19 protein-coding genes are annotated in these 23,641 nt (G+C 70.1%); 9 read left to right on the plus strand and 10 right to left on the minus strand.

All coding sequences use genetic code 11. The annotated features are described in order from the left end of the window. Positions 1-85: 85 nt before the first annotated feature. A complete protein-coding gene (locus ACGFI8_RS38910) occupies positions 86-1,708 on the minus strand; it encodes a DUF2235 domain-containing protein (protein ID WP_392812356.1) in 1,623 nt (540 codons plus the stop codon). Positions 1,709-2,146: 438 nt separating this feature from the next. On the opposite strand from ACGFI8_RS38910, the gene ACGFI8_RS38915 reads away from it, so the two are divergent. The 4 genes from ACGFI8_RS38915 to ACGFI8_RS38930 all read left to right on the plus strand — a co-directional run bounded on the left by ACGFI8_RS38915 (position 2,147) and on the right by ACGFI8_RS38930 (position 6,579). Then, complete coding sequence (locus ACGFI8_RS38915) at positions 2,147-2,662, plus strand: SigE family RNA polymerase sigma factor (RefSeq protein ID WP_392812389.1); 516 nt, start codon at positions 2,147-2,149, stop codon at positions 2,660-2,662. Beyond that, positions 2,655-3,857, plus strand: coding sequence for a hypothetical protein (locus ACGFI8_RS38920; RefSeq protein ID WP_392812358.1), 1,203 nt, complete (start codon positions 2,655-2,657; stop codon positions 3,855-3,857). The genes ACGFI8_RS38915 and ACGFI8_RS38920 overlap by 8 nt, the downstream gene beginning before the upstream one ends. A 239-nt stretch (positions 3,858-4,096) precedes the next feature. Then, complete coding sequence (locus tag ACGFI8_RS38925) at positions 4,097-5,926, plus strand: putative nucleotidyltransferase substrate binding domain-containing protein (protein ID WP_392812360.1); 1,830 nt, start codon at positions 4,097-4,099, stop codon at positions 5,924-5,926. Further along, positions 5,923-6,579 (plus strand): PolC-type DNA polymerase III, encoded by a 657-nt coding sequence (locus ACGFI8_RS38930; protein ID WP_392812362.1) that lies wholly within the window; start codon positions 5,923-5,925, stop codon positions 6,577-6,579. Before ACGFI8_RS38925 ends, ACGFI8_RS38930 begins: the two co-directional genes overlap by 4 nt. Before the next feature lie 90 nt (positions 6,580-6,669). Here the strand turns inward: ACGFI8_RS38930 and ACGFI8_RS38935 are convergent, their stop codons facing one another. Continuing rightward, positions 6,670-8,112, minus strand: a complete 1,443-nt coding sequence (locus ACGFI8_RS38935) for an FAD-binding oxidoreductase (protein WP_392812363.1) — start codon at positions 8,110-8,112, stop codon at positions 6,670-6,672. Between the two features lie 206 nt (positions 8,113-8,318). Here ACGFI8_RS38935 and ACGFI8_RS38940 point away from each other — a divergent pair, with 206 nt between their 5' ends. From ACGFI8_RS38940 to ACGFI8_RS38960, 5 genes are all read left to right on the plus strand, one after another. Then, a complete protein-coding gene (locus ACGFI8_RS38940; RefSeq protein ID WP_392812365.1) occupies positions 8,319-8,843 on the plus strand; it encodes a DUF6221 family protein in 525 nt (174 codons plus the stop codon). Positions 8,844-9,031: 188 nt separating this feature from the next. After that, entirely contained in the window at positions 9,032-10,633 is a 1,602-nt protein-coding gene (locus ACGFI8_RS38945; RefSeq protein ID WP_392812367.1) for a beta-N-acetylhexosaminidase, read from the plus strand. Positions 10,634-10,693: 60 nt separating this feature from the next. Further along, entirely contained in the window at positions 10,694-13,354 is a 2,661-nt protein-coding gene (locus ACGFI8_RS38950) for a hypothetical protein (RefSeq protein ID WP_392812368.1), read from the plus strand. A gap of 224 nt (positions 13,355-13,578) precedes the next feature. Beyond that, entirely contained in the window at positions 13,579-14,229 is a 651-nt protein-coding gene (locus ACGFI8_RS38955; RefSeq protein ID WP_392812370.1) for a CBS domain-containing protein, read from the plus strand. A 45-nt stretch (positions 14,230-14,274) separates the two neighbouring features. Further along, entirely contained in the window at positions 14,275-14,724 is a 450-nt protein-coding gene (locus ACGFI8_RS38960) for a YbhB/YbcL family Raf kinase inhibitor-like protein (RefSeq protein ID WP_392812371.1), read from the plus strand. Between the two features lie 82 nt (positions 14,725-14,806). On the opposite strand, the gene ACGFI8_RS38965 is transcribed toward ACGFI8_RS38960, so the two are convergent. The 8 genes from ACGFI8_RS38965 to ACGFI8_RS39000 all read right to left on the minus strand — a co-directional run bounded on the left by ACGFI8_RS38965 (position 14,807) and on the right by ACGFI8_RS39000 (position 22,975). Then, complete coding sequence (locus ACGFI8_RS38965) at positions 14,807-15,196, minus strand: hypothetical protein (RefSeq protein ID WP_392812372.1); 390 nt, start codon at positions 15,194-15,196, stop codon at positions 14,807-14,809. A 19-nt stretch (positions 15,197-15,215) separates the two neighbouring features. Continuing rightward, on the minus strand, positions 15,216-16,619 hold the full coding sequence (glnA, locus tag ACGFI8_RS38970) for a type I glutamate--ammonia ligase (protein ID WP_392812391.1): 1,404 nt from the start codon (positions 16,617-16,619) through the stop codon (positions 15,216-15,218). Between the two features lie 116 nt (positions 16,620-16,735). After that, entirely contained in the window at positions 16,736-17,341 is a 606-nt protein-coding gene (locus ACGFI8_RS38975) for a response regulator transcription factor (protein WP_392812374.1), read from the minus strand. Next, positions 17,338-18,561, minus strand: coding sequence for a sensor histidine kinase (locus ACGFI8_RS38980; RefSeq protein WP_392812376.1), 1,224 nt, complete (start codon positions 18,559-18,561; stop codon positions 17,338-17,340). Before ACGFI8_RS38980 ends, ACGFI8_RS38975 begins: the two co-directional genes overlap by 4 nt. Before the next feature lie 86 nt (positions 18,562-18,647). Then, positions 18,648-19,388, minus strand: coding sequence for an ABC transporter permease (locus tag ACGFI8_RS38985; protein WP_392812378.1), 741 nt, complete (start codon positions 19,386-19,388; stop codon positions 18,648-18,650). Positions 19,389-19,407: 19 nt separating this feature from the next. Continuing rightward, entirely contained in the window at positions 19,408-20,289 is an 882-nt protein-coding gene (locus ACGFI8_RS38990; RefSeq protein ID WP_392812380.1) for an ATP-binding cassette domain-containing protein, read from the minus strand. 79 nt (positions 20,290-20,368) lie between these two features. Beyond that, complete coding sequence (gene nth, locus ACGFI8_RS38995; RefSeq protein ID WP_392812381.1) at positions 20,369-21,298, minus strand: endonuclease III domain-containing protein; 930 nt, start codon at positions 21,296-21,298, stop codon at positions 20,369-20,371. A 129-nt stretch (positions 21,299-21,427) separates the two neighbouring features. Then, positions 21,428-22,975: a protein kinase gene (locus tag ACGFI8_RS39000; protein WP_392812382.1), complete on the minus strand. Its 1,548-nt coding sequence runs from the start codon at positions 22,973-22,975 to the stop codon at positions 21,428-21,430. Positions 22,976-23,641: the final 666 nt, after the last annotated feature.

Here is a 23,641-nt window from a genome sequence, read left to right on the forward strand (position 1 = left end):
GAGCGGCCGTCCACGACCCGCCCCGCGTGATCGGCCACGCTGGTCACCGGTGGCCGCGTGCTCGTCCGACCAGCGCCGCCGCTTCTCAAGCATCCTCCGGGATCCTGGTGACTGTGAGACGAACGGTACCGTGATTGTTGCCGTAGAAGCCCCACGCGTCGTTGGCGAACGCGTAGAAGTAGCCGCCCTTGGTGACGTAGTGGGTCCTGTCCCTGCCGATGGCGATGCGTTGATGAGCGGTCTTCGACCCACCGTTGACGGCTATCGCGTCGTTGGCGACGTAACCGACCAGCGACATCCATGGCAGATCCGGCTCCCGGCGGGCGAGGGGTACGTAGGCCGTTTCACTGCCGGGCTGCCGGCGAAACAGTTTCTCCAGTTCGGTGCTCAACGTTCCCACGCCGCGTAGCGCCCCCTCTATCGGCTGCTGGCGGAGTCGAATTCCCCCGTTACCGTCGGGACTCGACGGGATGTCGCGGTCCAGCCATTCGCCTTCGGAGGTGAAGTGGTAACTGCCGGACTGAAGGTAGAGCCCGGTGTCGTCCCAGGATTCGTCGGCTCGCACCTCGACCGTTGCGGACTCTCCCCGCGCGAGCACGCGGGTAGGTCGGTACGGTCCGCTGGTGATGGGTGGCGCCTGCTGGCGGTCGTAGACGGAGATGTCCAACTCTTGTGCGGGCTGGGAGGCGTCCGGGTCCACCAGAGGCACTGCCCGCGGCCGCAATGCGAGGAACGGCTCGAGCCCGGGCGCCAGCAGGGGATTGAGCCATCCAAGCGCGGTACGGTCGTCGTCGTGCACGACGTCGAGCGCGTCGGGTTTGATCTGTTCCTCTGTCTTCTTGTGGAAGCCCAGCTGGATCGCTGTCTTCGCCTCGTCGATCATCCACTGTAGTGCGCGGTCACTGAGACCCGTTTCGCGGTGGCCGCCGCCGACATCCATGTGGCTGCCAGGGAACCACACCTGTTTGACGTCCTGCCCAGGTTCCGGCTCGCCCCACAGCGTGGGGCTGAAGGGGCCACGGCGTTCGTCCATGGCCACGGCGTGCCGGCCGTGCTTGACGTTCGGGTTGAGCTTGACGTCGTGGAAGGCATATCGACTGGCCGAGAAGGCTGGGGCGAACCAACGGAGGTGGTCCGGGATACCGAGCGAGCCCACCGTGTCCCAGACCCCGATGAACTGCACCGGAATCTTCTCAGCGTCCGTTGGGTCGTAGAGGAACGTAAGCCCGTCGCGCCAGTGTGGATCGCCGTGAGGTCCCTGCCGGTACCGGTCGTACACATCGTTGATCCGACGCCAGGTCTCCTCCTCGCCCATCCCCGCGGTGCTGATCAGCCCGCACATCGCGATCAATCCGGCAAGACTGCGGGCCGTGTAAGCGCCGCGGCTGAAGCCGAACAACGCGATGCGGTCCTCTGGCTGGTACGTGGTGACCAACCAGTGATAGCCCTCCATCACGGCTTCATCCAGGCCCAGACCCACACTGGAGGTCAGGCGACCGCGCGGGTGCAGAGCCAGTCCGAAGGCTCCACCAACCAGCCTTGACGCCAGGCCACCCGCAGTGCCGACACCGGGCAGGTGCCGGGCCAACTGCTTCCTCCCGGCGTCGTCCGTGGGAGCGAGGGCGTTGTACAGCCGACGTACGTTGGTGACAGCCTCCTGATCTGCTGTGTTCCAGGTGCCGTCGCAGCACACGATGAGATGTCGCACGATGATCCCCCATGGCGCTCTGGGCTGCCATTGCCGACCAGGTCCTGGCAAGGTCCGCGGCACCCACACCGAAATAGACCGCGCAGGTCTGGACCAGCTATCCCAACGTTGCCGGGCCTTACACCTGCCGACGCGGAAAATAACCCGTTGTCGACGGGTGAAACGGGCCCTCCAAAAGGATCTTGCGAAGACTGGCGCCGCTCTTATGTCCGGGTGAGTGCAACGCGAGCGTGTTGGCCGCCACCGAAGGTGACGGTCGCGGTCGGCGTCGGGTCGAGCACGGTGACGGCGATGGTGGATGCGGGGAATTGTCGTCTGGACGACAGGAGATCCGCTGCAACCTCGTTGCCCGCTGCGGCGTGTTGTCGCCGTACGACCGGATAGCCGGTCGCCGATGGGGAGGAAGGCAGTGTGAGCACCTTGCTTGACGGGGGCAGAGTGGAAAGTCCGTCCGACAACGGACCGCCCGCCGGCGCCGGTGGGTTCGACGAGTTCTACGCGGCCTACTTCCGGCCGCTCACGGTCCAGCTGTTCGCCTACACCGGTGACATGGCCGCGGCCCAGGACGTGGTCCAGGAGGCGTTCTGCCGCGCGCTGTCGCGGTGGAAGCGCATCGCCGACATGGACGACCCCGCGGGCTGGGTCCGCCGGGTCGCCTGGAACCTGGCCACCAGCCGGTGGCGGCGGGCTCGCACCGCGATGGCCTTCGCCCGCCGGCACCGCGAGGAGCACGTGGCGGCGCCCAGCCCCGACCGGGTCGCGCTCGCCCAGGCGCTGTCGACCCTGCCGGAGCAGCAGCGCCGCGCGGTGATCCTGCACTACCTCGCGGACCTGCCCATCAGTGATATCGCCCGCCAGGAGGGTGCCGCCGAAGGCACCGTCAAGTCCTGGCTCCACCGCGGGCGCACCGCGCTCGCCGCCCAGCTCACCGACAAGGAGCCCCGCCGTGCCTGACTTCGACAACGACGACCTGCTCACCGGCGCCTTCGCCGACTTCCGCAGCGAGGTGTCCACCTACGTCAAGCCGGCCGGCACCGCCGCCGCACGCGCCACGGTGCAGCACCGGCACAAGGTGCGGACCATCGCCGCGAGCACCATCGCCGCGCTCGCGATCGCCACGCCCGTGGCGGCGTACGCGGCCGCCGGAAGCGACTCCAACGGGCCGCCGGCCACGCCGGCCGCCTCCACCAGCGCGGTCGAGACGACCACGTCGCCGGCCGCGCCCGCGACGGCGAGCCCCACCGCCTCGGCGCCGGACGGGCGGATCAGCAAGACCGACCTCGGCAACGCGACCCTCTCCATCCCCTCGTGGCCCACGGGCTTCGACGACGGCTGCCCGAAGGGCTCGGTGAAGTTCAGCGGCGGCAAGGCGGGCAGCAACGGCATCCTCGAGCTGCGGGGCGACCCGGTGTACGTCGACGTCGACCACGACGGGGCGCAGGAGACGGTCATGCTCCTGTCGTGCAGCCCGCAGGGGTTCGACTACAAGGTGCTCGCCTTCGACCGCGACGCCAGCGGCAAGATCGTCACCCTGGGCCAGGTCGTCGGCAGCGCCGGCAACACGGGCAAGCAGGGCACCGACATTGAGACGATCTGGGAGGTGCAGGCCGGCGACGACGGGCAGGTCAAGGTCGACGTGGGCGAGTACCGGCCCTGCTGCGACATGGCGCAGGCGTCCCAGCACCAGTGGCGCACCTACGGCTGGAACGGCACCGCGTTCACCCAGACCGGCGGCCCGACCGCGTTCGGGCCGAACCCGAACATCACCGACGTGACCGTCACCGCGGACAAGCTGACGATGACCGTGACGGGCTCCGGCACGTGGGAGGGCACCCTCAAGGTGACCGTCCACAACAACGCGCAGTTCGCCACGCCCGGCAAGCTGCGCATCGCGCTCGGGGTCCCCGACACGTGGACGGTCCAGGCGATCTCGGGCTGCACGATCAAGCCGGACGAGTGGCCGGTGCCCTGCCTCAGCGGCAGCATTCCGGCGGGCGGCTCCAAGGTCTTCACCATCAAGGTGACCGCGCCGGCCGCGCCGCAGCAGACCGAGAGCAGCGTCTGGGCGTCCGCGCGGGACGACAAGGGCGCCAGCTACCCGATCCGCAACGACGTCGCTCCGGCGAAGTTCCAGATCGTCCAGGGCTGACACAAACAGCACGAGCCCGGTTCTGCGGTCGGCGACCGCAGGGCCGGGCTCGTCCGTTTCGGTCGACAGCCGTTTCGGTCGACGAGGCGCAGGGCGCGGCGTCCAGCAGAACGGAGGCGGGCTCCGAGCCGACCACCGCTGACGTGCGCCAGGCTCGTCGGAACATCGGACACTCAGTCTCGACAGCGCGGCGCACGGGCGTGAGGATTGGCGTACCTCGGGCGGGAAGGCGGGCCGGCGTGAAGGAGTTCGAGGACTTCCTCGGTGGGCAGCCGCCGTTCGACGCCCTGGACGCCGAGGACCTCACGCGCCTGGTGGCCCGTTTGGAGGTCGAGTACTTCGCGGCCGGGGCGAGTGTCGTCGCCGAGGGCGAGCGGCTGGCGCATCTGTGGGTGGTCCGCACCGGTGCGCTCGAGGTCGTCGAGGACGATGACCGGGTCGTGGATCTGCTGGGGCCCGGCGACATGTTCGGTCTCGTGTGGCTGTTGTCGGGCCTGCCGCCGCCGGTGCGGGTTCGGGCGCACGAGGAGAGCCTGTGCCTGCGGATTCCGGATCCGCGGACGTTCCTAGCGCAGCCCGAGCGGCTGCGGTCGGCCGCGGTGCGCTCCCGCTCCGCTCGGCCGCCGCGGTTTATTCGAGGTACCGGGCTTGGCCGGGCCGATCAGCCGCTGGCCCGCCTGGTACGCCCGATCGTGTGGTGCGCCGAGACGGATCGGGTGCGTGACGTCGCGGAACGGATCGGCGCTGCGGGGCAGTCGTGTGCGCTGGTGCGTGCCGGCGGCGCGCTGGGCATCGTGACCGATCTCGACTTCCGCCGGAGGGTGGCGACCGGACAGGTCGGCATCGACGCCCCGATCACCGCGCTGGCCACGGTGCCGGCGCTGGCCATCGAGGAGGACGCCACACAGGCCGGCGGGCTGCTTCGCATGATCGAGCACGGTGTACACCACCTGGTCGTCGTCGACCGGGCAGGCCAACCGGCAGGCGTACTGCGGGCGGTGGACCTGGCCGGCGCCGAGGTACGAGACCCGTTGCTGATCCGTTCGGCGATCGACGACGCGAAGGACACCGAGGAGCTGGCCGCGGCGTGCCGGCTGCTGCCCATGATGCTCGCCGAGCTCTGCGGCGACGGGGTGCCCGCCAGGAACATCGGGGCGATCCACGCGGCGGTCGTCGACGCGGCGGTCCGGCGCACACTGCGGCTGGAGCACCATCCGGCGCTCGACGGTGTACGGCACTCCTGGGTCCTGCTCGGATCCCTGGCCCGGCGGGAGCCGCTGCCACTGTCCGATGTGGATACCGCGCTCATCTGGGCGGACCGGCCCGCGGACGGTACCGATCCGGCCGGCGCGATCCGCGCCGAGGCCCGCGAGGTTCTGCGCGGCTTGCAGCGCTGCGGGTTCACGTTGTGCGCCAACGGCGCGAACGCGCACAACGCGGTGTTCAGCAGGGCCCGGTCCGACTGGATCGCGGCGGCCCGCGGCTGGCAGCACGACCCGACCCAGGAAAACGCCCTGCTGCTGTCGGCGATGGTGGCCGACAGCCGTCCGCTGACCGAACCTGAGCTGGGCGGATCGCTCACCCAGAGCATCCGGTCGCACACCCGTACCAGCCAGTTCCTGCGTGCGCTGCTCGACGAGGCCCTGGCCTGGCGCCCGCCCGTCGGGTTCATCCGCGACTTCGTCGTCCACCACAGTGGCGAGCACCGGGGCCAGCTCGACCTCAAACCGGGCGGTCTCACCCCGATCGTCGCGCTGGCCCGCTGGATCGCCATCGCGGCCGGCGACGCCAGCGGTACCACGATCGAGAGGCTGCACCGCGGGGCCGCGCTCGGCCTGCTCACCACCGACGAGGCGGACACCCTCGCGGGCGGGTTCGAAAGCGTGTACGGCCTGCTGCTGCACCACGAGATCCAGGCACTGCGCGACCACGGCACACCGACGACGACGTTCATCACCCCGAAGGAGCTGGACTCGCTCACCCGCCGGCACCTCCGCGAGACGTTCCGGGCGATCGCGCTCGTCCAGGCGCGAGTGGACCGGACCTGGCTCACCCGGCTGACCGAATGAGACGCCTGCGCCGCCGAGTGCCGCTCCCGACGCCCGACCCACACACGTCCTGGCGGGAAGCGGAGTTCTGCGTCGTGGACCTGGAGACGACCGGCCTGGACCTGCGCCACGACGAAGCCATCTCGTACGGCGCGGTGATCGTCCGGCACGCCCGGATCCCTTGCGGGCAGGTGGTGTACCGCCGGCTGCGCCCGACCCGCCCGATCTCCGTCGCCGCCATGACCGTGCACGGCCTGCGCAGCGCGGACCTCGCGGACGCTCCACCGATCGACGACGTCCTCGACGAGCTCATCGAGCTGCTGACCGGCCGGGTACTGGTGGCGCACGCGGCCTGGGTGGAGCGCGCCTTCCTGGAGAGGGCGCTGCGCCCGCGCGGCCGCCGGCTGGGCCGGACGGTGATCGACACCGCCGCGCTCCTGCGTGCCTGTCACCTCGCCGACCTCGATACCGGCCGCGAGCCGAACCTGGAAGCCTCCGCGAAGCGGCTGGGCCTGCCGGTACACACGCCGCACCATGCGCTGGGCGACGCGTTCACGACGGCGGAGCTGCTGCTCGCGCTCGCCACCCGGCTGGAGCGCACCGCGGACGGCCAGCGCTCGCGGCCGCTCACGGTGGGCCAACTGTACGCCGTGTCGCGCCGCTACTGCGGCTGAACCGGCCAGCGGCGCGGTGGTCTCGTCTCGGCGTCGTCGCCGTCCCAGCGCGCGGCCGCGCGTTTCTTCGCGGCCACGTGGTCAGGATCGTCAGGAACTGTCGTCGGTCGGCCGGATGTTGTTGTTGAGCCGGAAGCGGTTGTCGGGGTCGTAGTCTCGCTTGATCCGAGCAAGCCGGTCGAGATTCTCGCCGAACGCCGCGTGTCTGCTCGCGCTGTCCAGGTCCAAGTCGCCGCTGAAATTGAGATAGGTGCCACCCGCCGAGGGCAGACCGTTCACCTCGTTGAATGCATCCCGCACCCACCGTACGTTGGCCTCGGTGTCGGGGGCATCGGTCCAGTTGCCGTCGAAGCTCACGATGTACGCCGCACTCCGATCGCCGAAGGCGGTGTCATGGATCCCCGGACGCTGCACGGCGCCCCCCATCTGCGGCACGTGGACCAGGGTGCGGGGGTGAGGTCGCCCAAGTCCCCTGCGGAGCACCACCTCGAGCACGTCGTCGCCGAGATCGCGTACGTTCACCGACTTCCAGTAGCTGAGCAACTGCCCTTTTGGAAACATCCAGTCCAAGAGTCGCTGTACGTCCCGGAACGGCATGGGACCGCTCAGATCGGCGAGCGGAGTACCGAATTCGCCGATCGGCTCGAGGATCGTCGTGGCGTCGTCGGGCGGGCCCGCGTACACGGCCGCGGTGATGAATACGTCCCGGTTCTGCACCTCCTGCGGTAGCAGCGGGGTGGCAGGCATCGACCAGAACATGGCCCGGCTGGTGACCTCGTCCGGCAGACCGGTCGTCCAGGCCCGCCAGGCCGGCAGGATCGCCTCCGCGTCGGACGCGGCATACATCGCCGCCCCGTACATGACGATGGGTCCGACCGGGTGGGCATGGAACTCGAAAGCGGTGACGACGCCGAAGTTGCCACCGCCGCCGCGCAGTGCCCAGAAGAGTTCCTCGTGCTCGGTCTCGCTGGCTCGAAGGAGCGTCCCGTCGGCCGTGACGATCTCGGCGGCGGCGAGGTTGTCGCAGGTGAGGCCGTACTTTCGGTGGAGCCACCCGAGTCCGCCGCCGAGCGTCAGACCGGCGACACCCGTCGTCGACATGACGCCGCTCGGCACGGCCAAGCCGAAAATCTGGGTCTCTCGGTCGACATCTCCCCAGGTCGCGCCTCCCTGGACGCGAACGAGCCGCTCGGCGGGGTTCACCCATACACCCCGCATCGCCGAGAGGTCGATCATCATGGCCTCGTCGCAGGTGCTGTGGCCCGCTATCCCGTGGCCACCGCCTCTCACGGTGACCAGCAGATCGCGTTCGCGAGCGAGGTTCACCGCTTCGAGCACGTCCGCCGCCCCCGAACATCGGGCAATGAGCCCAGGGCGCCGGTCGAACATACCGTTGTGCACGACACGACTCTCGTCGTAGCCGGGATCACCCGGTGTGATGAGCGGACCGTGGAAGGCCGCGCGAAGTGCATCGATCCGCTCGTCGGTGACAGCCGTTTCGCCACCGTTGAGCCTGCGAAGCCGCACTGTCATCGCTGGGCCCTCCAGCCGGTCGAGTCCCGAAGTCTCGTGGGACAATCACCCGCAATCCGGACCTTAAACCCCCGCCGCCCCCGGCTCGCGCAACGCGCCGCGATCACCGGTCCGGCCTTCATCTAGATCCACACCGACCCTCCGGATGTTGGAGGTATACACCGGACCACCGCCGCGGACGGCGCCGCCTGAGGAGAATCGAGGGCATGACCAACGAGCTGGTGGAGTTCATTGAGGCACGGCTTGCCGAGGACGAGTCGATCGCCAGCATCATCTCGGCGGGCGGCTACGCGCCGCAGGTGTGGCGCGTCAAACCGGACCAGCCCGGGGGCTGGCGAGAGATCCGAGCGTTCAACCGCGCCACATTCATGGACCCTTCGCAGGCGCACGACGAGGGCGGTGAGCCGGTCGCGGTCGTGCCGGGCAGTCGCAACCAGCACATCCATATCGCCCGTCACGATCCCGCCCGAGTGCTCCGCGAGGTAGTGGCCAAGCGGCGGCGGCTCGAGCGGCACAAGCCGGGCTATGCCAGCGGTCAAGCCGAGTACGGCCAACACCACGAGGTGTACCGGCGCGACGACGGCAAGACGATCGAGGTGCTGGTGCAAGACGACGAGCCGCGCGAGCCGAACTGGTGCCGAACCTGTGATGAGCCCGCGCCATGCCGAGAGCTTCGCAACGACGCATCGGTCTGGTCCGACCATCCCGACTACCCCGAATGGGCCGTTTAAACCAGGACCGGATCGTCGCCGGGATTGAGCGCCGAGCTGGACGACCGCACCGCACGTTCTGTTAGGTAGGTTGCCATTCAGTAGTCGCCGTGTCATCCTGGCGTGACGTTGGGGATCGTGACATGTAGATACCTGATGGTGGGCGTGAGCTCGCCGTCAGGCCGGTGCGTTCTGTGAGAGGACGGGCCATGACCACCCCATTCCGTCGCGGACGACTCGGCGCCGCCGCTGTCGTCCTTCTAGTTGCCGCCAGCCTCGTCTCCGGTACGGCCGCTCCCGCCATCGCGGCGACCGCGGTCGCGTTCTCCTCGGTGGTGCCAGCCCCGGTCACCGCCACCGCTACTCCCGGGGTGAGCTACGGCATCACCTCCTCCACCACCATCTACGCCGCGCCGGGCTCGGCGCCGGCGGCGGCCATCGCCAACCAGCTCGCGGCACGATTGCGGGCCTCGACCGGGCTGCCGCTGCCGGTCGTCACCACCGTCGGCAGCCCGGCCGACGGGATCGCCCTGCTGCTCACCGGCGCGCCGGCCGGCGTCGGCGCCGAGGGCTACCAGCTCGACGTCACCGCGGCCGGGATCACCGTGCGGGCCGGCCAGCCGGCCGGGCTGTTCCGCGGCGTGCAGACGCTGCGGCAGCTGCTACCCGTGGCCGCCGAAGCGACGACCGTGCAGGCCGGGCCGTGGCCGGTGCCGGGCGGGCAGATCGTCGACTATCCGCGGTTCGCTCACCGTGGCGCGATGCTGGACGTGGCGCGGCACTTCTTCACCGTCGCGCAGGTCCAGCGGTACATCGACCAGATCGCGCTGTACAAGATCAATGTTCTGCACCTGCACCTGTCCGACGACCAGGGCTGGCGGATCGCCATCAACTCCTGGCCGAACCTGGCGACGTACGGCGGCGGCACGCAGGTCGGCGGCGGGCCGGGCGGCTACTACACCCAGGCGGACTACACCGCGATCGTCAACTACGCCGCCGACCGGTACGTCACGATCGTTCCCGAGATCGACATGCCCGGGCACACCAACGCGGCGCTGGCCTCGTACGCCCAGCTCAACTGCAACGGCGTGGCCCCGGCCCGGTACACGGGCACGCAGGTCGGGTTCAGCTCGCTGTGCGTGCCGCTGGAGCTGACGTACACCTTCATCGACCAGGTGATCGGCGAGATCGCCGCGCTGACCCCCGGGTCGTATGTGCACATCGGCGGCGACGAGGCGTCCTCGACCACCGCCTCGGACTACGCCTACTTCCTCAACCGCGTCCAGCAGATCGTCGCCGCGCGCGGCAAGACCGTCGTCGGCTGGCACGACGTGGCGAACACGACGCTGCTGCCGTCCACGGTCGCCCAGTTCTGGGGTACCACCACGAGCAACGCGCCGCTGGCCGCGGCGGTGGCGAACGGTACCAAGGTCGTCATGTCCCCGGCGAACAAGACCTACCTGGACATGAAGTACCGCAACAACACCAGGCTGGGGCAGAAGTGGGCCGGCCTCATCGAGGTCGACACGGCGTACGAGTGGAACCCGGGCGCCTACCTCAGCGGCGTCGGCGAGGCGGCGGTGCTCGGCGTCGAGGCTCCACTGTGGACGGAGACCATCGTCACCTCGGCCGACATCGAGTACATGGCGTTCCCGCGCCTGCCCGCGATCGCCGAGCTCGGCTGGTCGCCCTGGAGTACGCACAACCTCACCGCGTTCAAGGGTCGCCTCGGCGCACAGGGACCGCGCTGGCGCGTCATGGGCATCAACTACTACCAGTCGACTCAGGTCACCTGGCCGAGCGGCTCGTAACCCGCCAGCGGAATCACGACGCGAACGCGCCGTGATTCCGCGCGCCCCCGGAGGTGCGAATTGTCCGGAATCAACCGTCCTTACCCACGAGCGCTGGTCGCGCTGCTGCTCACCGTGACCGCGATCCTGACCGCCGGGGCGCTCGGGCCCGGCGGCGCCTCGGCCGCCACGGTGGACTCCACCGAGCTGACCTCGGGCTGGGCGCTGCGCAGCGCCACCGGCCTGGCCGACACCGGCGCCACGATCTCCCGGGTCGGCTACTCGACCGCCGGCTGGAACCCGGTCACCCTGCCCTCGACCGTGCTGGCCGGGCTGGTGGCGAACAACGTCTACACCGACATCTACGCCGGCACGAACCTGCAGTCCGTGCCGGACCTGACCGGCCAGGACTGGTGGTACCGCGGGCAGTTCACGGCCGCCGCCGCGACCCCCGGGCAGGTGTACTGGCTACGACTGCAGGGCCTGAGCTACCGGGCCCAGGTCTGGCTCAACGGCACCCAGCTCGACGCGAACGCCGTCGGCACCTTCGTCGAGCACGAGTACAACGTCAGCGGCGCGATCCTGCCCGGCGCGCTGAACGCCATCGCGATCCGGGTCACCCCGCCCCGGCACGGCTGCACCGACCTGTCGGTGTGCACCGTCGACTGGAACCCCGAGGCGCCCGACATGAACGCCGGGATCTGGGGCCGCACGCTGCTCGACACGACCGGCCCGGTCGCCGTCCGGGACCCGTACGTCAAGACCGTGCTGCCGCTGCCCGCGACCAACGCCGCCGACCTGACCGTCTACGCCGACGCGGTCAACGCGACCGCCGCATCGGCCACCACGACCGTCACCGCGACGATCAGCAAGCCCGGCCAGCCGATGATCACCGCCAGTCAGACGGTGACGCTGGCGGCGGGGGAGCGGCGGGAGATTGTCTTCGATCCCGCCGGCTACCCGCAGCTGCACGTCACCAACCCGCTGCTGTGGTGGCCGTACCAGTTCGGCAGCCCTGAGCTCTACCAGCTCACGACGGCGGCGAGCGTCGCCGGGGCGGCCTCCGACAGCAAGACGGTCAACTTCGGGATTCGCCAGTTCACCGACTACCGCACCACCGTGCAGGGCACCTCGTTCGCCGGGTACAAGGTCAACGGGCAGCCGATCCTGTTCCGCGGCGGCGGCTACGTCTGGGACCTGCTGCAGCGGTGGAACACCAAGACGAACAAGGCGCACGTCGACTACGTGAAGGCCATGGGCCTCAACACGATCCGCCTCGAGGGGACGCTCGGCAACCAGGAGCTGTACGACCTCGCCGACGCGGCCGGCGTCATGATCATGCCGGGCTTCGTCTGCTGCAGCGCGTGGGAGAACGACAGCGGCTGGACGGCGGAGCAGAACACTGTGGCCCAGGGGTCGCTGAACACGCAGATGCGGGCCATGCGCGCGCATGCCAGCGCGTTCATGTGGGCCTACGGCAGCGACCAGCCGCCGACGGCGGCGCACCTCACGGCGTACAAGAACATCGCCACCGCGCTGCACTGGCAGAACCCGACCGTGGACAACGTGGCGAGCTATTCGAACGCGAACGCCGGCATGAAGATGGACGGCCCGTACAAGTGGGAGCCGCCGGTGCTGTGGTGGGACCTCACCCGGGCCGGCTCCGCGTTCGGCGCCACCGGCGAGGAGGGCACCGAGGCGCCGCCGCCGCTGGAGAGCCTCTCGCGGTTCCTGACCCCGGCGCAGACCTGGCCGGTCGGCAACGCGGCCTGGAACTACCACGTCGGCAAGGCCGGCAGCGTCTTCAACAACACCGACGTCTACACCAAGGCGCTCAACACGCGCTACGGCACCACGACCAGCGCCGCGGACTACTCGAAGAAGTCCGAGGTGATGAACTACGAGAACACCCGGTCGTTCTTCGAGGCGTGGAGCGCCCGCCAGCACACCCAGTCCTTCGGCAGCATCTGGTGGATGCAGAACAACGCCTGGCCGGCGCTGCACTGGAACCTCTACGACTACTACTTCAAGCCCGGCGGCTCCTTCTACGGCACCAGGAAGGCGACCGAGCCCGTACACATCGAGTACGACTACTTCAGCCGCAACGTCTACGTGGTGAACTCGACCCTCACCGCGCGGACCGGGCTCACCGCCACCGCCACGGTCCTGAACATCCCGGACCTGGCCCAGAAGTACACCACCAGCGTCGCGGTCAGCGCGCCCGCGGACGCGTCCGCCTCGGTGCTGACCCTGCCGGCCGTCTCCGGCCTGTCGTCGACGTACTTCGTCCGCCTCCAGCTGAAGGACGCCGGCGGCGCGACCGTCAGCAACAACCTCTACTGGTACTCGACCACCGCCGACACGCTGGGCAACAAGAGCAACTGGTACTCCACCAGCGTCAAGACCTACGCCAACCTGACCGGGCTGAACAGCCTGCCCAGCAACACCGGCGTCACCACGGCCGTGTCCCGGTCCGTCGCCGGCGGCCAGGAGACGGTCACGATCACGCTGACCAACACCAGCGCGACGAACATCGCCTTCTTCCTGCGCCCGGAGGTGACCGCCGGCAACGGCGGGACCGAGGTCGTACCGGTCGTCTACACCGACAACTACGTCTCGCTCTTCCCGGGTGAGTCGACACAGATCACCGCGACCTACGCCACGGCGGATCTGGGCGGGCAGCCCGCCTACCTGCGCGTGCGCGGCTACAACATCCCAACGGTCTCGGTGGCCGTGCCCTGACCCAGTCTCGCTGCGGTGCGGCGCGCGTCGACGCGCGCCGCACCGTGGCGGTCGGGAGGCCACGCCGACGAGCCATACGCCACCTCCCGGTGCCTGGCCGGCTTCACGATGTCGAGACCGTCCTTTCCGGCTGGGGCCGTTCGTGCCGGTGGCGGCGTAGCGTTGCCAGTGGGTACCCCTTTTGTGGCTTTCTCGCGCTGAGGTTACGCCGAGAGGAGGGCATTATGGCCTTCGAGAAAGTGAAGGAGTCCGCCAAGCGTGGCCTGGCGACGGGCCGGGCGCGAGTGGACGAGACGCGAGCCCAGCGGCAGCGCAGCAAGCTGCTGCAGGAGCTCGGCGAAGCCACCTACGCCGAGCACACCGGTCAGGCGACCCACGAGGCCGTGGCCGGCAAGGCCCGGGCTCTGGCCGACTTCGAGCAGGCACTTCGCGAGAAGGCGGCGGCCCGCCCGGAACGGCGGCGGGCGAAAGACATCATGCACCGGGGAGCCGAGTGCGTCGACGAGAACGAGAGCGTCGTGACCGCCGCCCAGAAGATGCGGGAGCTCGGCGTCGGGTCGCTGCCGATCTGCGGCACGGACGACCGGCTGCACGGCATCCTCACCGACCGCGACATCGTCATCCGGTGCATCGCCGAGGGCCAGGAGCCCGGCCAGGTCAGGGTGCGCGACCTCGCCCAGGGTCCGCTGGCCTGGGTCGACGCCGGCGCCGAGCTCAGCGAGGTGCTGCGCCAGATGGAAGAGCGTCAGGTCAAGCGGCTGCCGGTCATCGAGAACCACCGGCTGGTCGGCATGATCAGCGAACACGACCTGGCCCGCAACCTCGACGAGCACCGGCTCGCCGAGTTCGTGGAGAAGGTCTACGCGACGTCCTGACCCCGCCACGAGCTGGCCCGCAGCTACCGCGGATGGGAGGCACCGGTGACGATTGCCGTGTCCAGCCCCGTCTTCAACGAGGGCGACCAGATTCCTCAGCGCTTCACGTGTGACGGCGTCGACGTGTCACCGCCGCTCAGCTTCACCGGACTACCGGAGCAGACCGCTGAGCTGGCCCTGCTCGTCGAGGACCCCGATGCCCCCGGCGGTACCTTCACGCACTGGATCCTGTGGGGCATCGATCCCGGCCAATCAAGCCTGGGTGAGGGCGAGGTGCCGGCCGGCGCCACACAGGGCAAGAACGACTTCGGCAGGCGGGCGTACGGCGGGCCGTGCCCGCCCCGTGGCCGATCGCATCGATACACCTTCGAAGTGCTCGCCCTGTCCGAGCCGCTCGGCCTCGCCGCGGAAGCGTCGGCGGCCGACCTGCGGCGGGCGACGGCGGGAAAGGTGTCGGCCTCGGGTCGCCTCACCGGCCGCTATCAGCGACGCTGAACCCGCATCGACGTGAGCGGCGGGCCCCGGGGCCGACGCCCCGACGGCCCGCCGCGTCGCTCACGAACACCGGGCAACACCGTTAGCCGACGATTTGGTCGCCCAGGATCCGGCGGGCGCCGTCCAGATTGTCGGTACAGGTGGCGAAGACCACCTCACCGCCGCAGATCGAGATGGGCAGCAGGCCCTCGATGTTGATGTTCGCATCGCTCAGCTTGCGTGCGAACCGGCTCACCTCGCCCGGCTGGTCGGCGCACTTCACCTTGATGGCGGGGTGCTCGGTGTACGGCACCTTCCCCGCATCCAACGCCGCGCGGGCGGCGCCCTCGTCGCTCGCGGTGAGGAAGACGAGGCCGTGGTCGCCGGCGGTCACGCCACCCACTTCCAGGTTGACATTGCGCTGCCCGAGAACCTCGCAGACATGAGCCAGCTCTCCCGGCTGGTTCTTCATGTCGATGGTGAAGATGTTCATGGCCGTCCCCCTTTTCGGGCTAGACGTCGTAGTACATGGCGAACTCGTACGGGGTGGGGCGCAGCAGCACCGGCTCGATCTCGTCGCCGCGCTTCCAGGAGATCCAGGTCTCGATCAGGTCCTGGGTGAAGACGCCGCCGTCGAGCAGGTACTCGTGGTCGGCCTCGAGCGCGTCGAGAACCTCGGGCAGCGAGCCGGGGGTCTGCTCGACGTGGGTGAACTCGCTGGACGGCAGATCGTAGAGGTCCTTGTCGATCGGGTCCGGCGGTTCGCTCTTGTTCTTGATGCCATCGAGGCCGGCCAGCAGCATCGCGGAAAACGCCAGGTACGGGTTGGCCGCCGGGTCGGGTACCCGATACTCCACGCGCTTGGCGTTCGGGTTGTCGCCAGTGACCGGGATCCGGGCGCAGGCGGAGCGGTTGCGCTGCGAGTAGACGAGGTTGACGGGCGCCTCGAATCCGGGGACCAGGCGGCGGTACGAGTTGACCGTCGGGTTGGTGAACGCGCACAGGCTCGGCGCGTGGCGGAGCAGGCCACCGATGTACCACCGCGCGGTGTCCGACAGGCCGGCGTACCCGGTCTCGTCGTAGAACAGCGGCCGCCCGTTCAGCCACAGGCTCTGGTGGGTGTGCATGCCGGAGCCGTTGTCGCCGAACAGCGGCTTGGGCATGAACGTCACCGTGTGGCCGGCCGCCCAGGCGGTGTTCTTCACGATGTACTTGTACAGCTGGAGGTTGTCCGCGCAATGCAACAGGGGCGCATACCTGAAGTTGATCTCCGCCTGGCCGGCGGTGCCGACCTCGTGGTGCGCCTTCTCCACCGTGAAGCCGGCGTCGGTGAGGTGCGCGACCATCGCGCCGCGCAGGTCCGCGAAATGGTCGACCGGCGGCGCCGGGAAGTAACCGCTCTTGTAGGGGGTCTTGTACCCCAGGTTGCCGCCGGGTTCCTCCCGGCCCGTGTTCCACCAGCCCTCGATCGAGTCGATGTGGTAGTAGGCCTCGTGCGTGGCCGAGGTGAACCGGATCGAGTCGAAGATGTAGAACTCGGCCTCCGGGCCGAAGAACGCCGCGTCGGCGATGCCGGTCGTGATGAGGTACGACTCGGCCTTCCTGGCCACGGTGCGCGGATCGCGGCTGTACGGCTCGCGGGTGACCGGGTCGTGGACGAAGCAGTTCACGGCGAGCGTCTTCTCCGTCCGGAAGGGGTCGGCGAACGCGCTCGAGATGTCGGGCTGCAGCACCATGTCCGACTCGTGGATCTTCTGGAAGCCCCGGATCGACGAGCCGTCGAAGGGGACCCCGATGCTGAACACGCTCTCGTCGAACGAGCCGACCGGCACGTTGAAGTGCTGCATTGTGCCAAGCAGATCACAGAAGCGGATGTCGACGAGCTGGATGTCTTCGACGTCGAGGTACCGCAACATTTGCGCGGGATCGGTGAACACGGACCCTCCCGGTGTCAGCGCACACGGCCGACCCGGCCGCGGCAGTCCGGACAGTCCCTTCACCCCCAACAGTACAAGCGGCCCCGTTCTCGCCCTTACAGCCAGCCGTTCGCGGTGGCGATGCGGGTGGCCTCGGTCCGGTTGCGCGCGCCGGTCTTGCCGATGGCGGCGGACAGGTAGTTGCGGACCGTGCCTTCTGACAGGTGCAGGCGGCGGGCGATATCGGAGATGGTGGCGCCGTCGGCGGCCGCGATGAGGACATCGCGCTCGCGAGCGGACAGCGGGCTGGGCCCGGCGGAGAGGGCGGAAATCGCGAGGGCCGGGTCGATGACGCGCTCACCGGCCACGACGCGGCGGATCGCGGCGGCGAGCTGGTCCACGGGTCCGTCCTTGACGAGGAACCCGCTCGCGCCGGCCTCCACCGCCCGGCGCAGGTAGCCGGGCCGGCCGAAAGTGGTCAGGATGAGCACCCGGCAGGCCGGCAGCGCGTCGCGGAGCGCGGCGGTGGCGTTGAGGCCGTCGAGCCCGGGCAGTTCGATGTCGAGCAGCGCCACGTCGGGCAGGGTGCGCAGCGCGGCCGGGAGGATCTCGTCGCCGGTGCTGGCCTGAGCCACGACCTCGAGGTCGGGTTCGAGGTTGAGCAGCCGGCCCAGGGCGTCGCGGACCATGCCCTGGTCTTCGGCGTGCAGGATACGGATCATGAGGGCACCTGTCCGGTGTTCAGCGGAGATGACGTCGGTACTGCCTGCGCTGCGCCCGTGGCCGACGGGAGCCGGGCGGTGAGGTGGAAGCCGTTCCCCGGTGTCGACTCGGTGGTGAGCACGCCCCCGGCGGCGGCGAGTCGTTCGGACAGCCCGGTGAGGCCGTTGCCGGCCGCGGACTGGCCGGTCCCGACGCCGTCGTCGCGGATGTCCAGGACGATGGTGCCCCCCACCCGGGTCAGCTGGATGCGGCAGGTGCGTGCCCGGCTGTGGCGCAGGACGTTGGTGACCGCTTCGCGCAGGACCCAGCCGAGCAGCGCGTCGGTGTCCGGCGGCAGCCCTGAGCCGGCCAGGTGGACCACGACGTCGATCCCTGCGGCGGCCAGCGTCGCCCGCGCGTTGTCGAGCTCATCGGTCAGCGTGGTCTGACGGTAGCCGGTGACGGCCTCGCGGATCTCGCGCAGCGCCTGCTGGGCGACGGACTCGATGTCGGTGATCTCGGCGCGGACCACGGCGTCCGCGGCGGCGAGCCGGCGGGCGAGCTGGCTCTTCAGCGAGATCGTGGTCAGGCTGTGGCCCAGCAGGTCGTGCAGGTCGCGGGCGAAGCGCAGGCGTTCCTCCGTCACGGCGAGCCGGGCGAGCGCGACGCGGGCCTCGCGCAGCTCGATGATCAGCATCATGCTGCGGCGGTAGAACCACATCATCAGGCCGAGGAAGAACACGAACGAGAGGTGGCCGAACACCGCGTTGGGCACCTCGGAGGGCGAGATGCCGAGGTGCGTGGGGCGGGGCAGGTCGACGACGAGCGCGACGGCGGTGGCGCAGGTCAGGGCCGGCAGCACCCATCGCAGCGGCAGCGACACCGCGCACGCGATGCTGACGTAGATCGGCACGCCGACGAACTGACCGCGCATGATCAGGGCCAGTCCGCTGCCGATCAGTGCCACGCCGGCCAGCCAGGGCGCGATGTCGCGGGCCGGTGCGGTGGTGGCCAGGGCCAGCCACATGGTCCGCACCCAGAGCCCGTCGAGCACGGCCAGCGCGAGGAGCACGGCGGCGACCGCCGGTAGCGGCAGGCCTCGGCTGAGCAGATCGCTGACGGGATAGCCGTTGAACCCCAGCATGCACAGCAGAAACCCCAGCCACCGGGCCCGCCGCCACCGGCTGGGCGGTCCGGGCTTGCGTGACATCGCGGCCAGGATGGGGGTCGGGGCCGTCATGCCGACACCTCGCCTTCACGGGTTCGGGCTGACGGTACCGGTCGATCCGGGCCGCTGGCGACCGTCGACGGACACCGCCGCGGGGTTCAGCGGGCGGCGCCGCGGCGGTAGGCCAGCGCGGCGAGCCCGGCGAACGCGCCGAGCCAGCCGAGCAGGATGGCCGTGCCGGCGAGCGGCGGCCGGTGCCCGGCCGCGATCGTCCAGCCGAACTCGGCCACCCGGTTGGACGGCAGTACGTGCGCGATGTGCTGCAGGGCCGTGGGCAGCACGTCCACGGGCATCCACAACCCGCCGACGGCGCCCAGGAACAGGTAGACGCCGTAGAGCACCGGGAAGGCCGACGCGTCGTCGGTGAGGTACCCGATCAGGACGCCGAGCGCCGCGAACGGCGCCGCGCCGATCCACAGCAACCCACCGATCTCCAGCCACTGCGCGACGCTCAAGGACACCCCGTGGTCGAGGACCGCGGCGCCGAACACGAGGATGATCGCCGGAAGCGCCCACACCATCGCGGCGAGGACCTTGCCGGCCAGCACGGCGCGGATCGTGACCGGCATGATGCGCAGCTGCCGCATCCATCCGGTGGTCCGTTCCTGGGCGATCCGCGGCCCGGTCGCGGTGAGCACCGCGCCGATCGCGCCGAACGCCGCCATCGACACCATCGCCCCGACATCCGGAGGCAGACCGTTGGCGGGCCGGTTGTTGGCCTCCCCGAACAGGTTCGTGAACAGCAGATACATCGCCACTGGCATGGCCAGCATGAGGATCAGGAACCTCTTGTCGGAGGCCATCCGGGCGACTTCCAGCCGAACGTACATGCGCAACATCGGGACTCCTCTGCAGGGTTCAGCGGGTCAGGGCGAGTACGGCGTCCTCGAGGTCGGCGCCACCGACCTCCAGGTCCGGGACGCGGTCCCGGATGGCGAAGAGCGCGCGCAGCGTGGCCTCGGCGTCGGTGGTCCGCAGCGTCGCGGTGCGGCCGTGCACCTCCACGGCGGTCACGCCGGGCAGCCGGTCCAGGCCGGCGCACGGCTGGTCGTCGAGCGTGAAGCGCACGCTGCGGTTCGCCGCGGCGGCCTTGATCTCGGTCGGGGTACCGTCGCGGACCACCCGGCCCCCGGCGATCACCACGATGCGGTCGGCGTTCTCGTCCGCCTCCTGCAGATAGTGCGTCGCGAACAGCACGGTCCGCCCGCCGGCGGCGTAGTCGCGGATCGTCGCCCAGAAGCCGCGGCGCGATTCGACGTCCATCGCCGCGGTCGGCTCGTCGAGCACCAGCACGTCGGGGTTGCCGGCGATGGCCAGCGCGAACCGCAACCGCTGCAACTGCCCGCCGGACAGCCGGTCGGTGCGGCGGCGCAGGAGCCCGCCCAGGTCGGCGTCGGCGACCAGCTGCTCCACCGGCCGCGGGTTCGGATAGATCCGCCCGGCCAGCGCCAGCAGCCCACCGACCGTGACGCCGGGCATCAGGCCCCCGTCCTGCAACATCGCCCCGATCCGGCCCGAGGCCACCGCCTGCGCCGGGCTGCCGCCCAGCACGCTGACCCGGCCCGAAGCGGGAGTCTGCAGGCCGAGCAGCAGATTGACGGAGGTGCTCTTCCCCGCGCCGTTGGGGCCCAGCAACGCCACCGTCTCGCCGCGGTCGATGGTGAGGTTCAGCCCGTCGACCGCGCGTACCGAACCGAACGTCTTCACCGCACCGTCGAATGTCAATGCGTTCGTCGTCATGCCAATAAAGCTAAGAATCGGCGCCGGACACGGTTAGTCCCGGCGATCACGTCATCCGTATGACAAACGTCAGAACGTCTCAGAATGCCTTGGCATCGGCGGCGTGGCGGCAGGAATCGGCGAGGAAGCAGCGTCGACAGTCCGGGACACCCACGGTGCAGGTGTCGAGCGCGACCTGCTGGAGCAGCGGATAGGCGCGCGCCAGGCCCGGGCCGTAGGCGAGCAGGTCCGCGGTGACCCGGCGGATACCCGGCTTGGTGAGGCCGCCGTCGTGGTCGGTGAGACCGAGCCGGTATGCGACCCGCATCAGGCTCTGGTCGATCGGCATCGTGTCCGGGACGTCGTTGATGATCGTCGTCACGATGGCGGCGGTATGTGTGGCGACGCCGGGCAACGACATCAGAAACGCCAGCGCGTGTGAGCCGGAAGTGCCGAACAGCCGGTCGAACGCCGTCTCGCCCCGCCTGTCGAGGATCGCGGCGGTGGCGTGCAGGCGTGCGGCCTTGGCCTCGCCGACCAGCGAGACCAACTGGGCCAGGCGAGGCAATGGCAGGGCGGCAAGTCGTTGCGGCGTGATGCCACCGCAGGCGGCGGCGAGCCGGGGGAACACCTTGCGTACGGCGTCGGCGGGGCGGGCCTGGGCCAGGATCGCCAGTACGAGCGTCTCGAACGGCGAGCCGGACAGCAGAATCATGCCCTCGTGGTGCCGGCGCAGGGCCCGCAATGCCGGATGGCCGTCAAGGGTCAGACCGCCGACCTGGGCGCCGTTGCGGAACGTGGCGGTCAGCAGCGCACGCAACACCCCTCGTTCCGCGCCGGCCCGGTAGTGGAAATGCAGCCCGCCGCCGTCGGCCTCGACCCGGACCGGGATGCCCCGCCCGTGCAGGTGAACGATGCGCTGCCATCCGCCTTCCTCGGCCGGGTGCCAGGCCAGGGCGGGGATCTGCAGTTGCATGGTGGCCTCGAGATCCGGCGCGGATTCGCAGGCGATGCTCAAAGCGGGAGGCATCGGCGCTCCTGCGCGGCGCTATCCGCACCGATGCCGATACGCATTCGGAAACGCGTCACTGCGGAAAAGCGCTGTGTGTGCCCGTTGCGTTACACGTTGATATTGACGGGCATCGGACGGGCCGTTGGGTCAGTCCCGCCCGCGGGTGTCGCCAGGGGTCGGCAGGTTCGCGGCGAGCTGATCGACCGGGGTGAGCACCGCCGTGTATCCGGTGCTGGTGAGCGTGCCGTCCTGGTGCAGCTGGTCGAGCCGGTCGCGCAGGCTCGCCAGGTCCGCGGCGGCGCGGTCGGCGTTGCCGCGGCTGAGGTCGCGGGCGAGGCTGTCGATCCGGCGGGTCAGCTCGCGCGCGGTACCGCCGTCCAAGCTCCCATCGCCGGCCTGGGCCTGCACCGCGGCGCGGGCCTCGTCCAGCGTCGCCGCGTTCGGGTCGCTCGCGTCGCTCGGTTCGTCACTCGGCGTGTCCGTCGGCTCCGCGCTCGGTGAGTCGCTCGGCGTATCGGCCGGTGTGTCGCTCGGCGTCGGGCTCGACGTGTCCTCGGCCGGCGGGGCCGCGGTCGTGTACGCCGGGGCCGGCCCCGCGGCCGGGTGGCCGGAGCGGCCCGGGAGGGTCCCGAGCGCGAACACGAGGGCGGCGACCGCGACCGCGCCGAGCGCCACCAGCGCGATCGTGGCCGAGCGGCCCCGTCGCGGTGCGGGTGCGGGCGGCTCGCCGAGCGCGGGCATGGCGCGCGTCGCCGGCCGCACCGGGGCGCGACCGCGGATCGTCGCCGCGTTGCCCAGCGTCGCCGTTCCCGGACTGTGCGGGAGCGTGGCCGGCCCGGCGGCGTGCCCGAGAACGGCTGTCGCACCGCCGCGCGCCGGTCCCGCGATCGTGGCCAGCGCCGCGCGGACCTGCGCCGCGCTCGCCGGCCGGTCCGCCGCGCGCTTGGCCAGCAGCGCGCCGACCAGCGCCGCGAGTTGCGGCGGCACGTCCGGCCGCAGGGCCGCCACCGGTACCGGCATCTCGTGCACCTGCAGCCAGGCGACCTGCACGGGCGAGTCGGCGACGAACGGCGGGCGCCCGATGAGCATCGCGTACAGCACGCAGCCCAGCGCGTACAGGTCGGTGCGGGGGTCCGCGGGCTCGCCGAGGACCTGCTCGGGCGCCATGTACGCGCTGGTGCCGATCACAGTGGCAGGGGCGGTCAACGCGGTCTGCGCCCGGTCGGTGATCCGCGCGATGCCGAAGTCGCAGACCTTCACTCGGTCCTCGTCGCCGATGAGGATGTTGGCCGGCTTCACGTCCCGGTGTACCACCCCGGCGTCGTGCGCGGCCGCCAGTGCGTCGCACACCTGCTCGGCGATGCGCACCGCACGCCGCGGATCCAGCGGTCCGGCGGCCAGCTCGTCGGCCAGGCTGTGCCCCTGGACCAGCTCCATCACGAGGTACGGCGTGCCGTCGTCGACCCCGACGTCGTGCACGGCCACGATGCTCGGATGCGACAGCCGCGCCACGGTGCGCGCCTCACGCTCGAACCGCTTCGGCAGCGAAGGATCGACGCTGCCCCCGTCGTGCAGCATCTTCACGGCCACGGGTCGGCCCAGCCGCCCGTCGACGGCCTGCCACACCTCGGCCATGCCGCCCCGGCCGATGACCGATCGCAGCTCGTACCGGCCGCTCAACACACGCCCTGCCACGGTGCTCAACCCTCGCACAAACGCCCCCACCCACCCAAGGGGACGTCACGGCGTGTCACGGTGGCGAGCCGCACCGTGGCGCTCTGCCTCGCCGCCGCCACCCGCCGGGGCCGGCCGCGAATCTCTGCACAGCGCATCCGGCCTGGCCAATGGCCCTGCCCGGCCCGAATTGGCGGACTTCGGGGCGATGGAAGTTCGGGAAATCGTCTGGATCGCTGTGGTGGCTGTCACCGGGCCCGGATTTGTTCTTGGTCGCCGACCTGTCGTAACGTTCCGTCTCGCAGCAAACGGGCGGGACGCCTCGGAGATACCGGTAGGACACGGTTTGACGAGGCGACAGCGACCGAGTACAGTAAGTCGGCCCGCAGGGAACCGGACGAACCGCTGAGCGGTCATCGGCCGGCCTGCAAAGGCCAACCCAAAGTATCGAGCGAACCCCGATGGGTGAGCATTGATACGCGGGAAAGTTCGAGCGATGCGAGCCGATCCCCGGATTTGGTTTTGCGAAGTCGATCGAGTAGATTAGCGACATCGCCCCGCGAAACAGAGCCTCGAGATGAGGCGAAGATAAGCGGTGTGTGTTGGTTGTTTGAGAACTCAACAGGGTGCTTGTTAAGCCAGTGCCAATTGAAATTTACCCCGTGGCACGGGCCTCCTTTGTGGGGG

Source organism: Dactylosporangium sp. NPDC048998 (assembly GCF_043197855.1).
GTDB lineage: Bacteria > Actinomycetota > Actinomycetes > Mycobacteriales > Micromonosporaceae > Dactylosporangium.